19 protein-coding genes and 2 tRNA genes are annotated in these 22992 nt (G+C 61.2%); 12 read left to right on the plus strand and 9 right to left on the minus strand.

From position 1 onward, the window contains the following. Positions 1-1639: 1639 nt before the first annotated feature. The 8 genes from QN084_RS10770 to rpmH all read right to left on the minus strand — a co-directional run bounded on the left by QN084_RS10770 (position 1640) and on the right by rpmH (position 7280). Positions 1640-2884 (minus strand): ParB/RepB/Spo0J family partition protein, encoded by a 1245-nt coding sequence (locus QN084_RS10770; protein WP_062098903.1) that lies wholly within the window; start codon positions 2882-2884, stop codon positions 1640-1642. Positions 2885-2951: 67 nt separating this feature from the next. Beyond that, entirely contained in the window at positions 2952-3836 is an 885-nt protein-coding gene (locus tag QN084_RS10775) for a ParA family protein (protein ID WP_031216754.1), read from the minus strand. Positions 3837-4091: 255 nt separating this feature from the next. Then, positions 4092-4742: a 16S rRNA (guanine(527)-N(7))-methyltransferase RsmG gene (rsmG, locus tag QN084_RS10780; RefSeq protein ID WP_062098905.1), complete on the minus strand. Its 651-nt coding sequence runs from the start codon at positions 4740-4742 to the stop codon at positions 4092-4094. A 6-nt stretch (positions 4743-4748) separates the two neighbouring features. After that, the gene (locus QN084_RS10785) at positions 4749-5288 is read right to left on the minus strand and encodes a Jag family protein (RefSeq protein WP_069696588.1); all 540 of its coding nucleotides are present in this window, start codon (positions 5286-5288) and stop codon (positions 4749-4751) included. After that, positions 5288-6259 (minus strand): membrane protein insertase YidC, encoded by a 972-nt coding sequence (yidC, locus tag QN084_RS10790; RefSeq protein ID WP_021473163.1) that lies wholly within the window; start codon positions 6257-6259, stop codon positions 5288-5290. The genes QN084_RS10785 and yidC overlap by 1 nt, the downstream gene beginning before the upstream one ends. Positions 6260-6275: 16 nt before the next feature. Further along, positions 6276-6761, minus strand: a complete 486-nt coding sequence (gene yidD, locus QN084_RS10795; RefSeq protein ID WP_069696589.1) for a membrane protein insertion efficiency factor YidD — start codon at positions 6759-6761, stop codon at positions 6276-6278. Beyond that, on the minus strand, positions 6685-7101 hold the full coding sequence (rnpA, locus tag QN084_RS10800) for a ribonuclease P protein component (RefSeq protein WP_082694617.1): 417 nt from the start codon (positions 7099-7101) through the stop codon (positions 6685-6687). The genes yidD and rnpA overlap by 77 nt, the downstream gene beginning before the upstream one ends. A gap of 41 nt (positions 7102-7142) precedes the next feature. Beyond that, positions 7143-7280, minus strand: a complete 138-nt coding sequence (gene rpmH, locus QN084_RS10805; protein ID WP_011776797.1) for a 50S ribosomal protein L34 — start codon at positions 7278-7280, stop codon at positions 7143-7145. 465 nt (positions 7281-7745) lie between these two features. Between rpmH and dnaA the strand changes: the two genes are divergently transcribed. The 11 genes from dnaA (at position 7746) to QN084_RS10860 (ending at position 19853) form a co-directional block, all read left to right on the plus strand. Continuing rightward, a complete protein-coding gene (gene dnaA / locus QN084_RS10810) occupies positions 7746-9167 on the plus strand; it encodes a chromosomal replication initiator protein DnaA (RefSeq protein ID WP_021473165.1) in 1422 nt (473 codons plus the stop codon). Positions 9168-9741: 574 nt separating this feature from the next. Continuing rightward, positions 9742-10866 (plus strand): DNA polymerase III subunit beta, encoded by a 1125-nt coding sequence (gene dnaN, locus QN084_RS10815; protein ID WP_021473166.1) that lies wholly within the window; start codon positions 9742-9744, stop codon positions 10864-10866. A 36-nt stretch (positions 10867-10902) separates the two neighbouring features. Continuing rightward, complete coding sequence (gnd, locus tag QN084_RS10820) at positions 10903-11787, plus strand: phosphogluconate dehydrogenase (NAD(+)-dependent, decarboxylating) (RefSeq protein ID WP_062094347.1); 885 nt, start codon at positions 10903-10905, stop codon at positions 11785-11787. 22 nt (positions 11788-11809) lie between these two features. Beyond that, positions 11810-13003, plus strand: coding sequence for a DNA replication/repair protein RecF (recF, locus tag QN084_RS10825; protein WP_062094349.1), 1194 nt, complete (start codon positions 11810-11812; stop codon positions 13001-13003). Next, positions 12990-13544, plus strand: coding sequence for a DciA family protein (locus QN084_RS10830; RefSeq protein ID WP_069696590.1), 555 nt, complete (start codon positions 12990-12992; stop codon positions 13542-13544). Before recF ends, QN084_RS10830 begins: the two co-directional genes overlap by 14 nt. Before the next feature lie 338 nt (positions 13545-13882). Beyond that, positions 13883-15958, plus strand: a complete 2076-nt coding sequence (gyrB, locus tag QN084_RS10835) for a DNA topoisomerase (ATP-hydrolyzing) subunit B (RefSeq protein WP_062094351.1) — start codon at positions 13883-13885, stop codon at positions 15956-15958. A 63-nt stretch (positions 15959-16021) separates the two neighbouring features. Then, positions 16022-18694: a DNA gyrase subunit A gene (gene gyrA / locus QN084_RS10840; protein WP_021473171.1), complete on the plus strand. Its 2673-nt coding sequence runs from the start codon at positions 16022-16024 to the stop codon at positions 18692-18694. Further along, a complete protein-coding gene (locus QN084_RS10845) occupies positions 18691-19359 on the plus strand; it encodes a DUF3566 domain-containing protein (RefSeq protein WP_062094353.1) in 669 nt (222 codons plus the stop codon). The genes gyrA and QN084_RS10845 overlap by 4 nt, the downstream gene beginning before the upstream one ends. Before the next feature lie 113 nt (positions 19360-19472). After that, positions 19473-19546, plus strand: a tRNA-Ile gene (locus QN084_RS10850). 41 nt (positions 19547-19587) lie between these two features. Continuing rightward, positions 19588-19707, plus strand: coding sequence for a DLW-39 family protein (locus tag QN084_RS10855; protein ID WP_217376508.1), 120 nt, complete (start codon positions 19588-19590; stop codon positions 19705-19707). Positions 19708-19777: 70 nt separating this feature from the next. Continuing rightward, positions 19778-19853 (plus strand) — tRNA-Ala (locus tag QN084_RS10860). Positions 19854-19961: 108 nt separating this feature from the next. On the opposite strand, the gene QN084_RS10865 is transcribed toward QN084_RS10860, so the two are convergent. Continuing rightward, positions 19962-21956 (minus strand): glycoside hydrolase family 84 protein, encoded by a 1995-nt coding sequence (locus QN084_RS10865; protein ID WP_139126907.1) that lies wholly within the window; start codon positions 21954-21956, stop codon positions 19962-19964. 117 nt (positions 21957-22073) lie between these two features. On the opposite strand from QN084_RS10865, the gene QN084_RS10870 reads away from it, so the two are divergent. Continuing rightward, the gene (locus tag QN084_RS10870) at positions 22074-22982 is read left to right on the plus strand and encodes a DMT family transporter (protein WP_069696592.1); all 909 of its coding nucleotides are present in this window, start codon (positions 22074-22076) and stop codon (positions 22980-22982) included. Positions 22983-22992: the final 10 nt, after the last annotated feature.

Genomic DNA, 22992 nt, shown 5'->3' on the forward strand with positions numbered 1-22992 from the left:
CTCGTATCCTCACCCAGTCCTCCGCTGTCGTGGAACGGCTGGCCGCAGCCCCTCAGAGACGGTCCAACGCTCCTCTTCTAAAGAACAAATATCCCGCTACCTTCAAGCCTTTGATCGCGGATCTCAATCCCGAGCTCAAGAACCACTGTCTCCGGCTACGTTTCACGTGAAACATAGGCAGGGCTGCACTGATCGGACATTGCAGCGGACCATCAAGCAGGGGCTGCAGTACGTCGAAGGCAAGTTGCAGGCGTGGTCATACACTTCATCATCTAAGCTCTGGTAGTCCTCGGGCGAAGGTTTCACGTGAAACAGCGTCGAGGAACCCTGCTTGGTACGAGCATCCTGCACTAGCGCGTCCGGCCCGGGATCAGCGTATGGAGTGGTTCTTCCTAGGGGCGCCTAAAAGGTGGGCGGCGTGGGTCGCCGTGAGGTTGGTCAGGAACGTCTATAGGCGTCTGGAGCACGCTTCGGGGAGACCCCAGCGATGGCTAGGGCGACGTAACTTGCTAGCTTGCAGCGTGACGTATGCGGACTTCCGAAAAGCCCCGCTCCTGGCCCTACGGTGCACTTCTCTGAACTAGCCAGCCACCGACGTCGATGTGAAGCATCCGGAGCAAATGATCCTTGCTTCACGTGAAACATATATCTGCAGAGTAGTGGCAAAGGATAGTCAGTGCGCTCTCACAGCAGTTCGGCCTCACCTCGAACCGCCCGTGACAGTAAGGATGAGCAAAAACAGGGCGTACCAGATTACGCAAGGAGTCGACACACGGCAGTAGGACATGCCTGGGCAGCATGTGGGCGGATAATTGCACCTCCAGGCGCATGCCAGTGACCTCATGTCACACGATGAACAACGTTCACGCACGACAGACTGACCCAGACTGACACAAGGAGAGGACGGCCCTCACGACAGACCTACTCTGATCAGCGCTAACAACGCAAACGGGCCGGCATAAACAAGGGGACCACCCAGCCCAACCAAGACAGCCGTCCCATCCAATAAGAAATCATCGTTGTTTCACGTGAAACGAGCTCAAAAGGCGTCCTTGGTTTCACGTGAAACGCTCATCCTCGGCGAGAGTAACTCCCGCGATGGGTGAATCAAAACTGCGGTAGCCGAGCGCAGTGTGCACTATCCGCGCCAATAGGGATCTCGAGCCCTCACGCTAGGGCACTCAATCAGTGCATTCGCAGGAGTGAGGGCATCAACCACACTGAAGCTCGTGGAGCTAATACTTGGAACCGCCACAGGCGACCTGGATGGAGGCTCTAGAGTGGATGGACGCCTCACCCACGCCTTAGAACGCGGTCCTGGCCGCCCACAGAGCGGCTTATGCGGATTCAGCGACGCTCCGACAGCCCGATGGACCCGAGGGGCGGTTTAGGGACCTCCATGGACACACACAATCTGTCTCCTCGGAAGCTTCCGTGACGAGCGCCCAGATTGGCCCTGACGTCAAAAACCGACGGCACCTTGGATTCAACAAACGGCGTCCGCATATACCCGTTAATCCACATCACTCAAAAGCGACCCCCGGCCTGGACACACTAGGCCCCTCGTTCAGGGATGCTCGGAGACAGCAAAAGGGCCCACTCCAATGAAGTGAACCCTTTTTCCGATGATAAGGAGCTTCTAGCTTTCTGCCCCAGGACTCAACACATCCATGATCCGGTTGAGATCTTCCACGCTGGCGAACTCAATGCTCACCCGTCCCTTACGGGCGCCAAGCGTGATCTTCACATTCGTATCCAGGCGATCAGACAAGGACGAGGCCAAGTAGTCCAACCGTTCGTGCCGTGCGTTGGGCTTGGGAATTGAATTCTTGGTGGGCGCGGCAGGCTCTTGGTAAAGCGCCACTGCTTCCTCTGTGGCCCTCACAGACATGCCCTCAGCCACAATCTTCTGTGCGAGCCTTTCCATCGCGGCCGCGTCCGGCAGGGACAGCAATGCGCGCGCATGCCCTGCGGACAAAACGTTGGCGGCAACCCTGCGCTGCACCAGGGGTGGAAGCTTCAGCAAGCGAAGAGTATTGGAGACCTGCGGACGGGACCGGCCGATGCGGTCAGCCAATTGTTCGTGCGTCGTTCCAAAGTCCTCAAGGAGCTGCTGGTAAGCGGCGGCTTCTTCCAAAGGATTCAGCTGGCTCCGGTGGAGGTTCTCCAGAAGTGCGTCCCGGAGGAGGTCATCATCGGTGGTGTCACGGACGATCGCAGGGATGGTGTCCAGACCGGCGGCCTGCACAGCACGCCACCGACGCTCACCCATGACCAACTCATACGGTTCTCCACCCTTTTCGGTTGAAGTACGTACAACAATTGGCTGGAGGACACCGATTTCCTTGACCGAGTGCACAAGCTCTGCCATGTCGTCCTCATCGAAGACGGAACGGGGCTGCTTTCGGTTCGGGTGAATGTCCGTGACAGGGATTTCCGCGAAACGTGCTCCCGGAACCTCCACCAGGTCGGTCTGCGGTTCAGTGGATGCGGGTGAAGCGCTTGCTTCCGGCAGGGCGGTCGTCGGGCTTTCGTCTGAAGCTTCCGGAGCAGACACCGAAGCTGCCTGCTTGGAAGAGACCGTCGAAGACGATCCTGTCGCAGCAGCCGTCTTCTTGGTCGGAGCCTTGGCATCCGATTTGGCGCTCGACTTGGACGAGCCAGTCTTCGAAACTGCTGCTCGTGTGGCCGAACCCTCTGAAGCATCGTTGCCCGCTTCCGCCGGCGCGGAAACAGATTCCGGCTCCGGAGCTTTCCGGGCATCAGGGAAGAACAGATCCACAGGACGGGACGGCGAAGCGCCAGCTCCTTGGACGCCGGCGGAGGCCGAGCTGGGAATGAGAGCCCCAAGACCCCTGCCAAGGCCTCTTCGCTTTTCGCTCATTAGTTCTTCCCTCCGATGGAATAGCCGAGCGTGGAGTAGCCCAGGCTCTTGCAGTGTTTCAAGAATTCTAGCGTTCTGCGATTTCAGCAGCGGCTTCCATGTAGGAGAGCGCGCCGCTGGACGAGGGATCGTATGTCATCACTGTTTGCTGGTAGCTCGGCGCTTCGGAGATACGCACAGACCGAGGAACTACCGCACTGAGAACCTGCTGAGGGAAGTGCTGGCGCACTTCGGAGGCGACCTGTGCCGCCAGGTTCGTCCGCCCGTCATACATGGTCAGCAGGATGGTGGACACCACCAGATCAGCGTTGAGGTGCTTCTGAATCATTTCGATGTTCTTCAGCAGTTGACTCAGACCTTCCAGGGCGTAGTACTCACACTGGATGGGAATCAGTACTTCGCTGGCTGCACAGAATGCGTTCACTGTCAGCAGGCCCAGGCTGGGAGGGCAATCAATGAAGATGTAGTCGAGGCGGCCTTCGCCGTTCTTTTCGCGTTCTTTCGCGTAGACGTCGATCGCGCGGCGCAGGCGCTGTTCGCGGGCCACCAGGGACACAAGCTCGATCTCCGCGCCGGCAAGGTGGATAGTGGCCGGGGCGCAGAACAGGTTGGGGATGTCCGGGCACGGTGCCACTACGTCCTTCAGGGGAAGGTCGTTGATGAGGACGTCATAAATGCTGTCTACATCAGCATGGTGCTCGATGCCGAGGGCGGTCGAGGCGTTGCCCTGGGGATCGATGTCGATGACCAGCACATTCAGGCCGGCAGACGCGAGGGCCGCAGCGATATTGACCGTGGTGGTGGTCTTGCCGACGCCACCCTTTTGATTGGATACCGTGAAGATCCTGGTGCGCTCAGGTTTGGGCAACTGCCGTCCGATCAAACGTTCCCGCCGCCGGGTCTCGTTCGCCAACTGGCGTGCGATGGGGCTTGAATCGTCGATCGAGTCCATAACGTTGGGACCATCATCGGCCACAGTTTCACGTGAAACCGTCTTATCAACCGAATTCGTGCGAGCGGAAGCAGGCTGTAGCGTGCTCGGCGGTGTGGCAATAGACCGCGCGGACCCCAACGACATAAAAGGGGGGATCCGCTGCGTGGAGGTTTCGCTACTGCCCACTGGTCACACTCTCACTCTCATTCGGCGCTTGCTGCCGTTCTCTAGCCTAACTGCTCAGCCGCCGACACGCGGGAAACCAAGCGGTGGCTAAGCTGTCTTTCCGGGCTTGTTGACGATGATCCTCACCACGGTGGTGGGTTCCTCCAAAAGCTCCTGTCCGCACACCACAACCGACGTTTCTACGCCGCCAAGCTTACGAATAACCTTCTTGGCCTTCTCGATCTCCTCGGCTGCGCTGCGCCCCTTAATGGCCACGACCTCGCCCTTTCCGTTGAGCAACGGAATGGTAAGGCCAGCCAAATTGCTCAGGGCAGAGACGGCGCGGGCGGTCACAACGTCCGCGTTAACCAGACCCACTGCAAGCTCGGCACGGGTACGCATCACGGTGACGTTGTCGAGTCCAAGATCGTCAACAACTTCCTGGAGCCAAATCACACGGCGTTCCAGTGGCTCAATCAGGGTGAGCTCGAGATCAGGACGTGCAATGGCCAGACACAGGCCGGGAAGTCCAGCCCCGGAACCGACGTCGGCCACGTGACTGTCTTTTGCGATCGCGGACTCAATGACGGCACAGTTCAGCACATGCCGACCCCACAGACGCGGAACTTCCCGGGGACCGATGAGGCCGCGTTCAATGCCGGAGGTGGCCAAATGTTCAACGTAGCGCTTGGCAAGATCCAGGCGCTCCCCGAAGATCTTCTCGGCCGCCTGCAGTTCTGTTGCGGAGATTTCTACCATGGGCCGTTAGTCAGCCGAAACCACGATGTGACGTCCGGCGCCCTCGCCTTCGGATTCGGAAACGAATCCGAGGTCGGCGACGGCGTCGTGGACAATTTTGCGCTCGTACGCGCTCATCGGTTCCAGCGCAACGGTTCCACCGTTCTCTTTCACCTTGGCAACTGCGTCCTCTGCGATCTGCTGAAGGACCCCGGCGCGGTCCTTGCGGTATCCGTTGATGTCCAGCACCAACCGGGAGCGGCTATCGGTAGCGGAAAGTACGGAGAGGCGGGCCAGCTCCTGCAGGGCCTCGAGTACTTCACCGTCACGGCCTACAAGGCGTTCCAGCGCGGGTGATTCCTCTTCCGCGGCAATGGAGATGTAGGTCCGGCCATTGCGGACCTCGATGTCGATGTCACCGTCGATGTCTGCGATGTCGAGGAGTTCCTCGAGGTAGTCGGCGGCAATATCGCCTTCCTCTTCCAAACGGCTGGCCGTCTTGGACAGGGTCTCTTCCTGGGCCTCAGTCACGGCGTCGGTTATTTCCTCGGTGCTCTCAGCAGACATTACTTCTTCTTCCTGTTCTTACGTTGCGGCTGGACGCGCTGCGCCCGTGCCTCGGCGGCAGCAGCGGCGGCGGCAGCCTCGGCGTCGTCGTTCTTCTTGCCGGCCAGCGGCGGCAGGCCCTTGGCAGCGCGGCGTTCCTCCAGCGCCTTGGCGGCGGGGGAACCCGGGGTGGGCATACGGCGGATGACGAAGAACTGCTGGCCCATGGTCCAGAGGTTGGTGGTGGTCCAGTAAATGAGGACACCGATCGGGAAGTTGATACCACCGATGCCGAAGACGAGCGGCAGGATGTAGAGCATCATCTTCTGCTGGCGCATGAACGGGCTGGCGAGTGCTTCCTCGGACATGTTCTTGGCCATGATCTGCTTCTGCGTGATGAACTGCGATGCAGTCATGGCAAGGATCATGATGATGGACAGCACCCACACAGCAACTGCGCTGCCGCTGCCGCTGGGGTCGCCGTGCAGCAGGGAAGCGGACAGCGGTGCACCAAAGATGCTCGACTGGTCGAACTGCACTACCTGCTCGTGGCTCATGGCACCAATGCCCTGGCCGGCCTTGGCGTTGGTGGAGATCCCGGACAGCACCTGGAACAGGGCGAAGAAGAACGGCATCTGGATCAGCATCGGCAAGCACGCGGAGAACGGGTTTGTGCCGTGCTTCTTGTACAGGGCCATCTGCTCCTGCGCCATCGCCTGGCGGCTGAGCTGGTCTGTTTTGCCCTTGTATTTGGTCTGCAGTTTCTTCAAGTCGGGCTGCAGGAGCTGCATGCCGCGCTGGGCTTTGATCTGCTTGACGAAAACAGGGATCAGGGCGGCACGGATAACCAGCACCAGACCAATGATGGACAGGGTCCAGGTCCAGCCGTTCGCTGCGGGCATTCCAAGGAAGCTCAGTCCCTCGTGGAAGCCAACCATGATGATTGACACCAGCCACTTGAACGGAAACATGATTGTTTCAAAGAAGTCCATACGATATCCCTATTCGTCAGGCCGCCGGGCGGCCTTCTTCATCAGCCTGAGCAGCCAGGAACTGGTCCGGGTTGTTCAGTACAACAATTGTGGGCGTCCGGCCTTCCGGCCAATGACGGTGGCCGGCGGGGACATGGTCCACTCCACCGGCATTCCAAGGGTGGCATTTGGCGAGCCTTTTGGCTGCAAGCCAGCTGCCCTTCACGGCGCCGTGCACCGTGACCGCCTCCAGCGCATAGGCCGAACACGACGGGAAGAAACGGCATACCTGGCCGTACAGGGGCGAAACCACCTTGCGGTAGGCCTTCAGCAGGAGAATGAGGACGTTCCGAGGCAGGTCCCAAACAAACCGGCCGACTGTGGCCGACCAGGTTGGAGCGGGAACCTCGTTCCCGGGGTCGCCGGAGGAAGGAACGACGGCGGCACTATGGTGATGCACGCGGTGTCCCTTCCGTAGTGGTGCCGTTGCGGTCCTGCGAAGCGTTGCGTGGAGCTGAGCCACCCAATCGCTTCGTCGTCACTGCCAATGCGGCGTTGTAATCATTCAGCAACTGCTCCCAGCTGGCGGTTGCAGCTGCCGGCAGTGCACGGACTACGACCGCCAGGCCCGTTCCATGCGTTTGCAAGGACAGCGCGCCTGCTTCTCTCAGTCTCCTCTTAACGAGGTTCCTGGTCACGGCGTTCCCGACGGCTTTGGAGACAATGAAGCCGATACGACTCGGCTCCCCGGCCCCGATAGGAGCCGTATATAACACTAAGTTCCGGCGTCCATTACGGACGCCGGAACGTACAGTTGTTGAAAAGTCGGTAGACGTCCGAAGGCGGTTTGGGGTGGCTAGCACCGGCGAACCCCCGAGAGGACCCTGGCCGACAAGTCAGTTATTTAGGCCGACAGCTCGACGCGGCCCTTGCCGCGACGGGCAGCCAGGATGGCGCGGCCGGCACGGGTGCGCATACGAAGGCGGAAGCCGTGCTTCTTGGCCCGACGGCGGTTATTCGGCTGAAAAGTCCGCTTGCTCACGTTAGTTACTCCAGTGGATCAAAGGTGCGCCCACCCGATCAAAAGGGGAAGAACTGGCCGACGCTAAGTTTTGTATGTGGCCGCCGCCGCTGCCTCTCGCACGGTAAACGTACGGAGATGCAACTGATCTCAAAAGCGGACACAAAGGACTTCACAACGTTAGGGCAAAAATAGACCCCCAGTCAAACCGGAGGGCCGCCCTGAAGCTGTCCACAACTGTGGCAAACGACTGGCATCAGCCTGTGGATGAACTGGCTCACAGCCACCGATCGGGAACAACAACGGTGTAATTATCCACAAGCAACTTCCCAGCTATCTTCTAGAGAAATCATCCCCTAGAGTGGCTCAGTAGCCCATTGTCCACCCGCTGTGCATAACTCTGTGGATTAATCCATGGAACACGTACCAGCCGGATGCCCTTCGGCTGCCAGCAACGCAGGCAAGCAAGTATTTAGGAACACATTGATGACAGTAGACGAAGCCAACCACGCCAATACTGTCGGAAGTTCCTGGCGCCGGGTGCTGAGCCTGCTGGAACAAGATGACCGGGTATCTCCCCGACAGCGCGGTTTCGTCATCCTCGCCCAGGCCCAGGGCCTGATCGGTTCCACCCTGTTGGTGGCCGTTCCCAACGAGCTCACCCGCGAAGTCCTTCAGACGCAGGTCAAGGACGCTCTGGATGATGCCCTGCGCAATGTCTTCTCCGATGACATCCGCTGCGCGATCGACGTTGATACCGATCTGGTGCCGGTCCACGAGGAGCCGGAACCCGCCGTCGAGCTTTCCCCTGTCCCGGACCTGGCCGCGGAGCCGAAGCCGCAGCCGACTCCTCCCAGCACCTCCCATGAATTCGGACGCCTGAACCCGAAGTACATTTTCGATACTTTTGTGATCGGTTCATCCAACCGCTTTGCCCATGCGGCAGCCGTTGCCGTAGCCGAAGCGCCCGCGAAGGCCTATAACCCGCTCTTCATCTATGGAGACTCGGGACTGGGCAAGACCCACCTGCTGCACGCCATCGGCCACTATGCCCGGCGCCTCTACAGCGGCATCCGCGTCCGCTACGTCAACTCCGAAGAGTTCACCAACGACTTCATCAACTCCATCCGTGATGATGAAGGCACCAGCTTCAAGACCACGTACCGGAACGTGGATGTGCTGCTGATCGATGACATCCAGTTCCTGGCCGGCAAGGACCGTACGCAGGAAGAGTTCTTCCACACGTTCAACGCCCTGCACAACGCCAACAAGCAGGTGGTCATCACCTCGGACCAGCCGCCCAAGATGCTGGCAGGGTTCGAAGACCGGATGACTTCACGGTTTGAATGGGGTCTCCTCACGGACATCCAGCCGCCTGAACTCGAAACACGCATCGCCATCCTCCGCAAGAAGGGCCTGAGCGAGGGTCTTTCAGCGCCGGACGATGCCTTGGAGTACATCGCGTCCAAGATTTCCAGCAACATCCGTGAGCTCGAAGGTGCGCTCATCCGCGTTACCGCCTTCGCCAGCCTGAACCGGCAGCCGGTGGATGTGGCATTGGCCGAGATGGTCCTCAAGGACCTGATCACTGACGACGGCGCCCAGGAAATCACTGCGAAGCAGATCCTCGACCAGACAGCTGACTACTTCAAACTCAGCATGGAAGAGCTCTGCAGCAAGTCCCGGACCCGCACACTGGTGACGGCCCGGCAGATCGCCATGTACCTCTGCCGTGAGCTGACAGACATGTCCCTGCCCAAGATCGGACAGGAACTGGGCGGACGCGACCACACCACCGTCATCCACGCCGATCGCAAGATTCGCGAACTGATGGCCGAGCGCCGTGTGATTTACAACCAGGTCACCGAGCTGACCAACCGCATCAAGCAGCAGCAGCGCGACTCCTGAATCCACAGACGTTCCGCGCACTACATACCTTATTAACAGGCGCATGTGGATAACCCTGTGGATTGTTAAGGGGACAAGCGCGCTTAATGGGCTTAAAACCGTTAAGGCATCTGTGGATCGTTAAAAACGGGCTTCCGGGTTGTCCCCATCCACACCCTGTTTAAAACCCAGTTAACGCACAGTCCGTGAACAGGGCTTAACCGCGGAACCGCGCGGCGAAAGCCACTTATCCACAGTTTCCACAGCAGTTATTAACACTACGAATCCCAAAAAATTGAAATCCCTCAAATAACAATCTCGTTCCTCCACGCCCCAAGGCACCACTGAGAGAGAACTCCAACCGGCCACAGGCCGGCCGGGGACTGTCCACATAGCCGGGGTCCCGCCGGCCGGGGATGGGTTAATCCCCGATCTTGCGGCTAAGCTGTCACCAGCGCTCCCATCCCTGGGTTGGTTTTGTAGTCCGTTGTGTGCGGACCATGCACCTCGGGACCTTGGAACGCGGAATTTTGGCGGCTTCCATGGCTGGAATCCGCAGCTACTATTTGGCAGCAATGAAAGGCGGCACCCCTCCGTGAAGTTCAGAGTCGACCGCGACGTCCTGGCAGAAGCCGTTACGTGGACCGCGCGGTCGTTGTCTCCGCGGCCGCCGGTGCCTGTCCTCTCCGGCCTCCTCCTCAAAGCCGAGGCAGGAACCGTCAGCCTGTCCAGCTTTGACTACGAAACCTCGGCCCGCCTCGAGATTCCGGCTGACATCACCACAGAGGGCACCATCCTGGTGTCCGGTCGACTCTTGGCAGATATTTGTCGAAGCCTCCCCTCAGCTCCGGTGGAAGTGGAAACCGACGGCAGCAAGGTCACCCTCACGTGCCGTCGAAGCAGCTTCCACCTGGCAACGATGCCCGAGTCCGAGTACCCGGCATTGCCTGCACTCCCTGCGATCAGCGGCACCTTGCCGGGTGATTCGTTCGCGCAGGCCGTCTCCCAGGTGATCATCGCTGCCAGCAAGGACGACACCCTGCCCATCCTCACCGGTGTCCGCATGGAGATCGAGGATGACATGATCACGCTTCTTGCCACTGACCGCTACAGGCTCGCCATGCGCGAAGTGCCCTGGAAACCCGTCACTCCGGGCATTTCCACCAGCGCCCTGGTCAAGTCCAAGACCCTGAACGAGGTGGCAAAGACCCTTGGCGGAAGCGGCGACATCAACGTTGCCCTGGCCGATGACGACAGCCGCCTCATTGGCTTCGAAAGCGGCGGCCGCACCACCACGTCCTTGTTGGTTGACGGTGATTACCCGAAGATCCGCTCGCTTTTCCCGGATTCAACGCCGATCCATGCCACGGTCCAGACCCAGGAACTCGTGGAAGCCGTACGCCGAGTGTCCTTGGTTGCCGAACGCAACACACCGGTGCGCCTCGCCTTCACCCAAGGCCTGCTGAACCTGGATGCCGGCACCGGCGAAGACGCCCAGGCCTCCGAAGAACTCGAGGCACAACTTTCAGGCGACGACATCACGGTAGCCTTCAACCCGCACTACCTGGTTGAAGGCCTCAGCGTCATCGAAACGAAATACGTGCGCTTCTCCTTCACGTCAGCTCCCAAGCCCGCCATGATCACGGCGCAGGCAGAGGCCGATGGCGAGGACCAGGACGACTACCGCTACCTCGTGATGCCTGTCCGCCTTCCCAACTAGCCACTACCGCCACCTACGCAGAAAAGAGTTCACAGCGTGCACATCGGACTGATTGGCCTTGGAAAAATGGGGTTCAACATGCGGGAACGCATGAGGAACGGTGGCATTGAGGTAACAGGCTTTGACCGCAATCCGGACGTCACGGACGTAGCTTCGGTGGATGAACTGATCGCCGCGCTGCCTACGCCAAGGTTGGTCTGGGTGATGGTTCCTTCCGGCGAAATCACTGACGCGGTTGTGAACGAGCTGCGCGGGAAGTTGAGCGAGGGCGACCTCGTCATCGACGGCGGGAACTCCCGCTTCACCGAAGACCAAAAGCACGCCGCCGCGTTGGCCGAAAAGGGAATCCGTTTCGCTGACTGCGGTGTTTCCGGTGGCGTCTGGGGACTTCAGAACGGATATGGCCTGATGGCCGGCGGTTCCGAAGAAGACATCGCACTTGCCATGCCGGTCTTTGATGCCCTCCGTCCAGAGGGCGAAAGGGCGGACAGCTTTGTGCACGTAGGCGGCGTAGGTGCAGGACACTACGCAAAGATGGTGCATAACGGCATCGAATACGGCCTGATGCAGGCCTATGCCGAAGGCTACGAATTGCTGGCGGCCAAGGACATCGTGAAGGACCTTCCCGGTACGTTCCGGGCGTGGCAGAAGGGCACCGTTGTCCGCTCCTGGTTGCTTGACTTGATGGTCAAGGCACTGGACGAGGACCCGGGCCTCGCCTCCATCGATGACTACGTCGAGGATTCAGGCGAAGGGCGCTGGACAGTGGAAGAAGCGATCGCAAACGCGGTCCCGGCTCCGGCAATCACGGCGGCGCTTTTTGCCCGGTTCGCTTCCCGCGAGGACACCTCACCCGCCATGAAGATGGTCTCGGCGCTGCGCCACCAGTTCGGCGGCCACGCCACCCGTCCGGCCAACTAGCCGCAGGAGCCACACGAACAGCGTGTATTTGGAACATCTCTCGCTCACGGATTTCCGCAGCTATGCACAGGTAGACCTCAAGCTCGGGCCGGGTGTCACCGTTCTGGTAGGGTCAAACGGCATCGGCAAGACCAACCTCATGGAAGCCATCGGGTACTTGGCAACCCTCAGCTCCCACCGTGTGAGCAGCGACGCCCCGCTGCTGAGGTTCGGCACCGAGCGTGCCATGATCCGCGCCCGCCTGGTCCGCGGCGAACAGTCAAGCATCATAGAAGTCGAAATCAATGCCGGCAGGGCCAACCGCGGACGCATCAACCGCGGAAATCCGGTACGGGCGAGGGACATCCTTGGCATTTGCCAAACAGTGCTCTTTGCCCCGGAAGACTTGGCTCTTGTCAAGGGAGACCCCTCCAACCGGCGGCGTTTCCTGGATGAGCTCCTGGTCAGCCTGGTCCCGCGGCATGCTGCCACACGCAGTGACTACGACCGCGTCCTGAAGCAGCGTAACGCCCTCCTGAAATCTGCCCGAACAGGAAAATTCACCGCGGGCCATGAGGCCACCCTTGACGTCTGGGACCAGCATATGGCCCGTGCCGGTGCACAGCTTCTGCACGCAAGGCTCGAGTTGGTGGAACGCCTCCGTCCGCACTTGAACAGCGCCTACGCGCAACTCACCGACGGTTCAAAGATCGCCGGCGCGGTTTACCGCTCAACCATCCAGGGCGTACTCGACGACGACGGCGGTCCGGCCGAGCAGCCCACGCAAGGCCCGCCGTCGGGCGAGGAACTCCGGCAGTTGTCCGTGGACGAACTCACCGAACGCTATATCCAGGCGTTTGCCGTAGCCCGCAAGAAGGAACTCGAACGCGGGATCTCGCTGGTTGGCCCGCATCGGGACGAGCTCGAGCTGATGCTCGGCCAGGCACCGGCCAAGGGGTACGCCTCGCACGGTGAGACGTGGTCCATGTGTTTGTCCCTGCGCTTGGCTTCCTACTACGTCATGCTCGATGACGCACGCACCGGCGGGACCGCGCCCATTCTCATTCTTGACGACGTCTTCGCCGAGTTGGACGTCCAGCGACGGCGTAAACTGGCAGCAATCGTGGCCGGCGCCGAACAGGTGCTCGTGACGGCCGCAGTCGACGCCGATATTCCGGAGGAGCTGGCCGGACGGCGCGTAACCGTTGTTCCGGGAGGCATCGATGGTGAAGGGTGACGCTGACAGACTCCAACCCGACCGGGTTCCCGACCAGATCGACGCTGCCCAGGCGGCCCTGAACAGGATGCGCGAGGCGGCCGCGGCGCGAGGCGAAGTGCGTCAGCGGGCACCCCGGCCGGGGACGACTCAAAAACGAACCGGGCTCCGGGGAACCAAAGGGTTCTCGCAATTCCATGGAAGCGGCCGCGACCCCTTGGGATTGGGAAAAGTGGTTGGACGCCTGGTGGCCGAACGCGGCTGGACGTCACCCGTTGCCGTGGGCTCCGTCATGGCTGAATGGGCCACACTTGTGGGGCCGGACATCTCGGCGCACTGCACGCCTGAGAGCTTCACGGACACAACCCTCCATGTGCGCTGCGATTCAACCGCGTGGGCAACGCAGCTGCGCCTGCTGAGTTCGAGCTTGCTTGAGCTGTTCCGGAAGGAACTCGGTGAAGGCGTCGTCACCAGCATCCAGGTCCTCGGACCCTCGGCACCGAGCTGGCGGAAAGGCGGCCGCAGTGTCAACGGTCGCGGACCCCGGGACACATACGGCTGAGCGCCGTGCAGGGCGTTTCAAGGACCCCGGGGCGTATAGGCCCCCACCTCCACCTCCGCAGGGCCGTCCACGATAGGGCCAACGGCCTCTCATCGGCATATTCAGCTGTGAGCCGCCCCCTTATTTGCAGGGATTAGCGTTTTTCCACGATAGAATTGGCACAGATCACTGAGCGCCGATGAAACGTCGTCAGGGCTTTGGAATCCGCCAGTCGGGAACCAGGACCCCTCACGCCGGAGTAATCGGCGCAATCAGTCACGTGCCCTTGACGGCTTGCGGTCATCCGTGAGCCGTCAAGGGAACGGCCGTCATCGAACACAGAGGAGTCGAAAGCGCCTGTGGCTAACGACAATGCAGAGACCTTGGCAGTAGAGCCCGCAGAGGAGGCTGCTCCCACGCAGAGTGAGGCGCAAGCGCCAAGGGAATACGGTGCCAGCGACATCACCGTGCTGGAGGGCCTCGAAGCCGTACGCAAACGCCCCGGCATGTACATCGGTTCCACCGGTCCGCGCGGTTTGCACCACTTGGTCTATGAAGTGGTGGACAACTCTGTAGATGAAGCTTTGGCCGGCTACTGCAGCCACATCGAGGTGACGCTCCAGGCTGACGGCGGAGTGAAAGTGGTTGACGACGGCCGCGGTATCCCCGTTGACATCCACCCCTCCGAAGGCAAGCCCACGGTTGAAGTGGTCATGACCATCCTGCACGCCGGAGGCAAGTTCGGCGGCGGCGGTTACGCCGTTTCCGGCGGCCTTCACGGCGTGGGTATTTCCGTCGTCAATGCGCTGTCCCGTCGTGTCGAGACCGAAGTCCGGAGGCAGGGCCACGTCTGGCGCATGTCTTTCGCCGACGGCGGCAAGCCGCAGGGCGAACTCGTCAAGGGCGAGGCCACGGAAGAGACAGGGACGTCCCAGACGTTCTACCCGGACGGCAGCATCTTTGAAAGCACGGAGTTCGACTTCGAGACTCTGCGTGCCCGCTTCCAGCAGATGGCGTTCCTCAACAAGGGCCTGAAAATCACCCTGACGGACGAGCGCCCGGCTGCCCGGGCCGGTGACGACGAGCTCGACCTCGACGCCGTTGCCACCGAAGGTGAGGTAGCAGCCGAACACCGCACTGTTGTCTATGAATACCCGGACGGCTTGCTGGACTACGTCAAGCACCTGAACTCCAACAAGAAGGTGGAAATCGTCCACGAGGACGTCATCGCCTTCGAAACCGAGGACACCGAACGGCACATCTCGGTGGAAGTCGCCATGCAGTGGACCACCGCGTATTCCGAGAGCGTCCACACGTACGCGAACACCATCAACACCCATGAGGGCGGTACGCACGAAGAGGGCTTCCGCGCTGCGATGACGTCGCTCATCAACCGCTACGCACGCGAGAAAAACATCATCAAGGAGAAGGAAGACAACCTGACGGGTGATGACATCCGTGAGGGCCTGACCGCCGTCATCTCGGTGAAGCTTTCCGAGCCCCAGTTCGAAGGCCAGACCAAGACCAAACTGGGCAACTCCGAGGTCAAGGGCTTCGTCCAGCGCGTTGTGACCGATCAGCTCGGTGACTGGTTGGAGCGCAACCCCGGTCCCGCCCGCGATGTCATCCGGAAAGCCATCCAGGCTGCGCAGGCACGCATGGCCGCGCGCAAAGCCCGCGACAATGCGCGGCGGAAGAGCCCGCTTGAGTCCTTCGGCATGCCCGGCAAGCTCTCGGATTGCTCGTCGAAGGATCCTTCGCGTTGCGAGGTCTACCTGGTGGAGGGTGACTCCGCAGGCGGTTCGGCCAAGCGCGGCCGCAACCCGGAGACACAGGCCATCCTTCCGCTGCGAGGCAAGATCCTCAACGTTGAGCGAGCACGCTTGGACAAAGCCCTGGGCAACGCCGAAGTGCAGTCCATGATTACGGCGTTCGGTACGGGCATTGGCGAGGACTTCGATATTTCGAAGCTCCGGTACCACAAGATCGTGCTCATGGCAGATGCCGACGTTGACGGCCAGCACATCACCACGCTCTTGATGACGCTGCTCTTCCGCTACATGCGTCCCCTCATTGAAAACGGTTACGTCTATTTGGCCCAGCCGCCGCTGTACCGGATCAAGTGGTCCAACGCCGCACATGACTACGTGTTCAGTGATCGCGAACGGGACGAAACCATCCGCAAGGGTGCTGCGATGAACAAGCGGCTCCCCAAGGAGAACGGCATCCAGCGCTACAAGGGCCTTGGCGAGATGGACTACACGGAACTGTGGGATACCACCATGGATCCCGATCGCCGGACCCTCCTCCAAGTCACCATGGATGACGCCCTTGCAGCCGATCAGACCTTCTCCGTCCTTATGGGCGAGGACGTTGAATCACGCAGAAACTTCATCCAGCAGAACGCCAAGGACGTCAGGTTCCTGGATATTTAGCAGCCGCCATCACTGCCTGAATATTCCTGAATCGACATATACCTGAAACGGAAATCTTAGATTATGAGTGACGAAACTCCTGAAGTCCCGGCGGAAAACCCCGAGGGTACGGATGCCGTACTTGAAGGCGACGTGCTGACGGACCGAGTTGAGCAGGTGGACCTGCAGACCGAAATGCAACGGTCCTACCTCGACTACGCAATGGCCGTCATCGTTGGCCGCGCCCTGCCCGACGTTCGTGACGGCCTGAAGCCCGTCCACCGCCGCGTGCTTTACGCGATGTTCGACGGCGGCTACCGCCCTGACCGCGCGTTCAACAAGTGTGCCCGTGTTGTGGGCGACGTCATGGGTACCTACCACCCGCACGGCGACATGGCGATCTACGATGCGTTGGTTCGCCTGATCCAGGACTGGACCATGCGCTACCCCTTGGCGCTCGGCCAAGGAAACTTCGGTTCTCCCGGCAACGACGGAGCTGCTGCCCCGCGTTACACGGAAACCAAGATGGCCCAGTTGGCCATGGAAATGGTCCGGGACATCGACGAAGAGACCGTCGACTTCCAGGACAACTACGACGGCAAGAACCAGGAACCCACTATCCTGCCGGCGCGTTTCCCGAACCTGCTGGTGAATGGTTCTTCCGGCATCGCCGTCGGCATGGCCACCAACATCCCGCCGCACAACCTGCGCGAAGTCGCCGACGGCGTGCAGTGGGCTCTGGAAAACCCTGGCGCCTCCCGTGAAGAGTTGCTGGAAGCCCTGATGAAGCGCATCAAGGGACCGGACTTCCCCACAGGGGCCACCATTCTCGGCCACAAGGGCATCGAAGAGGCGTACCGCACCGGCCGTGGTTCCATCACCATGCGGGCCGTGGTCAACGTCGAAGAGCTCCAGGGCCGTACCTGCCTTGTAGTCACGGAATTGCCTTACCAGGCGAACCCGGACAACCTTGCGATCAAGATTGCCGAGCTGGTCAAGGACGGCAAGATCCAAGGCATCGCCGATCTTCGCGACGAGACCTCCGGCCGTACGGGCCAGCGCCTTGTGATCGTGCTGAAGCGTGATGCGGTGGCCAAGGTGGTGCTGAACAACCTTTACAAGCACACGCAACTGCAGGACAACTTCTCCGCCAACATGCTGGCGATCGTCGACGGCGTTCCGCGCACCCTCAGCCTGGATGCCTTCATCCGGCACTGGGTGGCGCACCAGATGGACGTCATTGCACGCCGTACGCGTTACCGCCTCCGCAAGGCCGAGGAAGAAGCACACATTCTGCGTGCCCTCCTGAAGGCGCTGGACATGCTCGATGAGGTCATTGCCCTTATTCGTGCGTCCAGCACCACGGAGGCTGCCCGTGAAGGCCTCATGGAGCTCCTGGAAATCGACGAGCTCCAGGCCCGGGCCATCCTTGATATGCAGTTGCGCCGCCTGGCAGCCCTGGAACGCCAGAAGATCCAGGACCGCCATGCCGAACTCGAAGCCATGATCGAGGAATACAACGCGATCCTCGCTTCCGAGGAACGCCAGCGCCGGATCATCAGCGAAGAACTCGCCGAAATCGTTGCCAAGCACGGCGACGACCGCCGGACGCAGATCCTCATGGGGTTCGACGGCGACATGTCGGTGGAAGACCTCATTCCCGAAGAGGAAATGGTGGTCACCATTACCCGCGGTGGCTACGTCAAGCGGACCCGTAGTGACAACTACCGTTCGCAGCAGCGTGGCGGCAAGGGCATCAAGGGCGCCCAGTTGCGCGGTGACGACGTCGTTGAACACTTCTTCGTGACCACCACCCACCACTGGCTGCTGTTCTTCACGAACCTTGGCCGCGTCTACCGCGCAAAGGCATACGAACTCGCCGAAGCCGGAAGGGACGCGAAGGGCCAGCACGTCGCGAACCTGCTTGCCTTCCAGCCGGACGAGCACATTGCGCAGGTCCTTGATCTCCGCGACTACCAGCAGGCGCCCTACTTGGTGTTGGCCACCAAGAACGGCCTGGTGAAGAAGACCAGGCTGGAGGACTACGACACCAACCGGTCCGCGGGCGTCATTGCGATCAACCTGCGCGATGGCGACGAACTTGTCTCCGCCCAGCTGGTCAGCGAATCGGATGATCTCCTCCTGGTATCCAGAAAGGGCCAGTCCATCCGTTTCACGGCAACGGACGACGCCCTGCGCCCCATGGGCCGTGCAACGTCCGGCGTGACGGGCATGAAGTTCCGTGAAGATGACGAATTGTTGGCAGCGGATGTTGTCAAGGACGATTCGTTCGTCTTCGTGGTCACCGAGGGAGGCTATGCAAAGCGGACCGCTGCCGAGGAATACAGGCTGCAGGGTCGCGGTGGCTTGGGCATCAAGGTGGCCAAGCTTGCAGAGGACCGCGGGGACCTGGTGGGTGCCCTGATCGTGCAGGAAGACGACGAAGTCCTGGTGGTCATGGAGGGCGGCAAGGTGGTCCGCTCCGCCGTCAGCGGCGTGCCTGCGAAGGGCCGCGACACCATGGGCGTCATCTTCGCCAAGCCCGACAAGAACGACCGCATCATCGAGGTTGCCCGGAACTCGGAACGCGGATTGGAAGGCGAAGAGTCCGAGGACGGGCAGGACGATGACGTAACGTTGGCTGCAGAAGACAGCGCTGCCGAGGCGCTCGTCGAGTCAGAAACGCAAACCGACGCAGATCCGGATACCGAAGCCGGCGCGGCGCTGAATGAAGACAACACCGGAGGTAACGAGTGAGTAATTCCGACTCATATCCCAAGCCGAGCACAGGTGTCCCCGGCGGACTCCGGCAGCCATCAGGCAACGCCCCATCAGGAACGCCTGCCCGGCCCCAGCAGCGGCCGGGCGGAGCTCCCGCCGCTTCAGAGGCGCGTCCTGCTTCCTCCGGCGCTCCGCAGCGACCGGCCGGAGCCCCGGGCCAGCGTCCCGCCTCGAGTGGGCAGCGCCCCGCCGGAGCCCCGGGCCAACGCCCGGCAGCAACTGCCCAGCGCCCCGCCCAAGGCGGACCCGGATTGGTGAAGCCCGCCCCCAAGGCCAAGGTTCGCCGTGCACGGCTGCTGGTCAGCAAGGTGGATCCATGGTCGGTGCTCAAGATGGCGTTCCTCCTGTCCGTTGCCCTTGGCATCGTCACCGTGGTGGCCGCCATCGTGCTGTGGACTGTTCTGGATCTCACCGGCATCTTCAACCAGGTGGATAGCCTGCTTGGGACGCTTGCAGGTTCCGAGGGCAGCGGTTTTGAGCTGAAGAAGATTGCATCCCTGGGTCAGGTGGCATCCTTTGCCACGATTATTGCCGTCGTCAACGTGGTTTTGTTGACCGCCCTTTCCATGCTCTCCGCCGTCTTGTATAACATTTCGGCAACGCTGGTTGGCGGCATCGGTGTGACCCTGACGGACGACTAGTGAAAACCCCCGGAATTACGCGGAAAAACGGCGTAAAGAAGGGGATTCGGGCCTCGATTTGAGATCGGGCCGGGATGTGCTGTACAGTCATATCTCGGCCCGATGAGGCATCGGGGCGTATAGCTCAGGCGGTTAGAGCGCTTCGCTGATAACGAAGAGGTCCCAGGTTCAAGTCCTGGTACGCCCACGGAACCCAGGTTCAGGAAACTGAACCGGAATGAGGTACTTGTGAAGAAGTTGCTGGTTGTAGTTGCAGCGGCGATCGCAGGTGTCCTGGTCTTCAAAAAGGCACAGGAATCCGAAGCCCGGAAGGATGTCTGGAGCAAGTCAACCGACAAGGTCGACTAGCCGAAGAGCCCGGCGGGACCCGGTAAATACGGGTCTGAACGTAGGGTATGATAGACGGGTTGCTTCTTATGGGGGCATGGCGCAATTGGTAGCGCACCTGCTTTGCAAGCAGGGGGTTAGGGGTTCGAGTCCCCTTGCCTCCACCATAAGGAAAGTCCCGGTCAGAAATGACCGGGACTTTTGCTTTCTAACCAACGGATTGCTTTTCGGGGTTATAGGACAAAACGTGTGTAAACCCCGGGCGCGTCATGGGGTCAGGAACCCGGCGCCCGCCGTAGGGCATCCTCCAAAAACGTCTTCAACTCGCCGTCGCCAAAGACGGGGGTCACCACGCCGAGTGCCAGCGTCGGCTGGGTTCTCGCCCCTGCTGCAGTAAGGGCACTGTTCACGTTGCGGCGGCTTTCGGCCACGCTCTCCGAGTCGCCCCGCCGTGCGGCTTCCAGCATGGCAATGGCCTCCTCTACCCCGCGCCCGAATTCCGCAGCGGCAGCAGCCCAGTGCTCAGCGTCGGCAGCGAAGCCCGGCTCTGCCATCCGCGGCAGGAGTTCGGGCAGTTTCTGCAGCAGCTCAGCGCGCCGGAGCAAATCTCCCGAAGGTGCCTTTCCGGCGTCGTAATCCGACCAGAACTGCCGGATGTCCCGGCGGAGGGCGGGAGCCGAAGGCGTGAGTTCGTCGTCCTGCCAGTCTTGGTTCAGGTCCACGAATGCCCTCACGGCAGCTTGGACCTGCTGGTCCGGTCCGGCGAGCTGGGCGAGGGCGGCGTCCATGGATTCCTGTGGACGGTACGCCGGACCGTTCCATGAAAAGTCCGCGTAATTGAAGATGGCGGGCAGCGAAAGGTAGGGCTGGATCATGGGGTTGGTGACGATGCCCTGCACGGACTGGTACAGGTCGGCGTCCCTGCCGATCAGTGGCGCCATGAACAAGTGGTCCTGTGAAAAATCGTTCACGGGGTAGTTATCCCAAATGACGATCGGCCGGCCTGCGTCCTCACGACCGTAGCTCCGCCGGGCAGCCTGTGCCGAATCCCGTGTGATCCTGTGCGAGACCACGTCTTCACCCGTCCACTGCACCACGATGGCGGGATCGAGCAGCCGCCCCAGCTGTTTCTTGTACGGGTTGCTTCCGGAACCCGTGTAGAAGGTGGGCACTGTTTCCAGCGGCTGGAGGTCTTGCTTCCCGGCGGTGAAACGCTCCTGCAAGGAATTCAGGAAGCCGGCCTGGGCCTTGGCAAGATTGGATGGGCCCGAGCCGAACTCCTCCAGGTCCTCCGGACATTGGACCTTGGTAGCAATGTCATCCAGCGGAATGACGAAGGACCGGACGCCAAGGCCGTACAGCGACTCGAGTTTGGTGATGGCGTCCTCAAGATCCGAATCCCGGGAGTAGCAAACATCGATGCCCGGTGAGAGCGCGTACGTAAACCTGAGATGGTTGGCCTCTGCGGCCTCTATGAGCTCCTGGAGTTCCGTGAGTTCCTGAGCTGAATAGAGATCCCGCCACTTCTCCCGGAGCAGGGGGTCGTCTTTGGGTGAATAGATATAGGTGTTCATTTTCTGCCGCCCCGCGAAGCTGATGACGTCCAGGCGGGCTTGGTGCGACCACGGCGTGCCGTAGAACCCCTCGATCACACCCCGGGTTTCCATCAGGGGCCAGTCGCTGACATGCAGCGCGGGGACCGATCCGGCCTTGAGCAATTGCCGCAGCGTTTGCACGCTGTGGAAGACGCCGTCGCCATCGTGGCCGACCAGGACCGCCGTCGGAATCCCCTCCAACTTTCCAGTGGCGACGACGTACCCTTCCGCCCGGTCCAAGGCCTCCCCGTCCTCGGGCCTCTCCGTTCCCAAGTCCCTCAGGGCGGAACGTGCCGGAGATGCTTCCCCGCCGAGGCCGAGATAGACGGCTGAGGAACCCTCCGACGGCTTGTCGAGGGCTGCGACCACCTCCGCGGTGCCACCGGCAGCGGCTATCACGTCCAGTAGCGCGTCCAGGGCCGGCTGGTCGGTTTCGGGGGCAGCGACCACGTGGACCCGTCCGGTGAGGGGTACTGATTCGCCGGACTGCGACACTGCGTGCTGCGGTACGGGATGAACCGCGGGCAAATCCCCCCTTGAACGGTCCCCGCCGCCGGGCACCTCCCGCGCGCTGATGAACCAGCCGGCGATGACCGCAGCAACCAGCAAACCGGCGACGGAAAGCAGCAGGAAGCGGCGTCGCCGGGAGCCTGCGCGAGCGGATGGTGCATTCAATCGGTAGCCCTTTGGATTCGCCGTCTCCGGCCGGCTGGAATGATGTGTCAAGACAATCACACTGTTTCCTCCACAGATAGGGGTAATGCGCAGTCCCCGCCGAACTAAGGTTGATCCGTGAATCTCCTTATTTCGGCCCTGGGTGTACTGGGCGTAGCCTCATCCGGACCACTCATCGCCGGAACGCTCGGTGCTACCTCGGTAACTGCCTTGGCGATCGCGTTCTGGCGGAACGCCATAGCTGCCGTCGTGATGGCCGTTCCCGTGGCGGTCCGCGAACCGAGGCAATTCACAGGAATCACCAGCCGGGAGTTCGGCTGGTCCGCCGTGGCTGCCGTGGCGTTGGCTTTCCACTTTGCCTGTTTCATTACGGCGTTGCAGCTCACGTCCGTCGCCGCCGCTACGGCGTTGGTGTGCCTGCAGTCCGCGTGGATCGCTGTCTTCCAGCTGTTCAGGGGAACCCGCCACCGCTGGCCCGTCCTGCTGGGCCTGGGCATCGCATTCGGCGGCGTCGTTGCCATCACGGGATTCGACATGGGCTCGTCCACGGACGCGCTTATTGGTGACGTCCTCGCCCTGGCCGGCGGCGCCTTGGCAGGGCTCTATACGCTCGCGGGCGGCAAAGCGCGCCAGTCGATGGGAACCGGAACCTACACCACGCTTTGCTACGGAATGTGCGCGGCTTTGGTGGCTGTCATGGCGTTGTTCAGCGGGCAGCCGCTGGCAGGGTTCGACGCCGGAGGGTGGCTTGGGATTCTTGCCATCACCGTGTGTGCGCAGCTGGTAGGCCACACCGCCTTCAACCATCTCCTGGCGACCATGAGTCCGCTGGTGGTTTCCATGATCATCCTGCTGGAGATTCCGGGAGCGGCCATCCTGGCGGCAATCTTCCTCAATGAGACCCTGCCCGGCGGGACCTACGCCGGCCTGGCCTTGATCCTGGTGGGACTCGCCGTGGTGGTGTCCGGGCAGCGGAGGGGGCGTGCGCGGGCAGACCGGCGCGAAGCTGAGCTGGGAACGGACTGAACCAGCCGCC

The organism is Paenarthrobacter sp. R1 (assembly GCF_030264015.1).
Taxonomy (GTDB): Bacteria; Actinomycetota; Actinomycetes; order Actinomycetales; family Micrococcaceae; genus Arthrobacter; species Arthrobacter ureafaciens.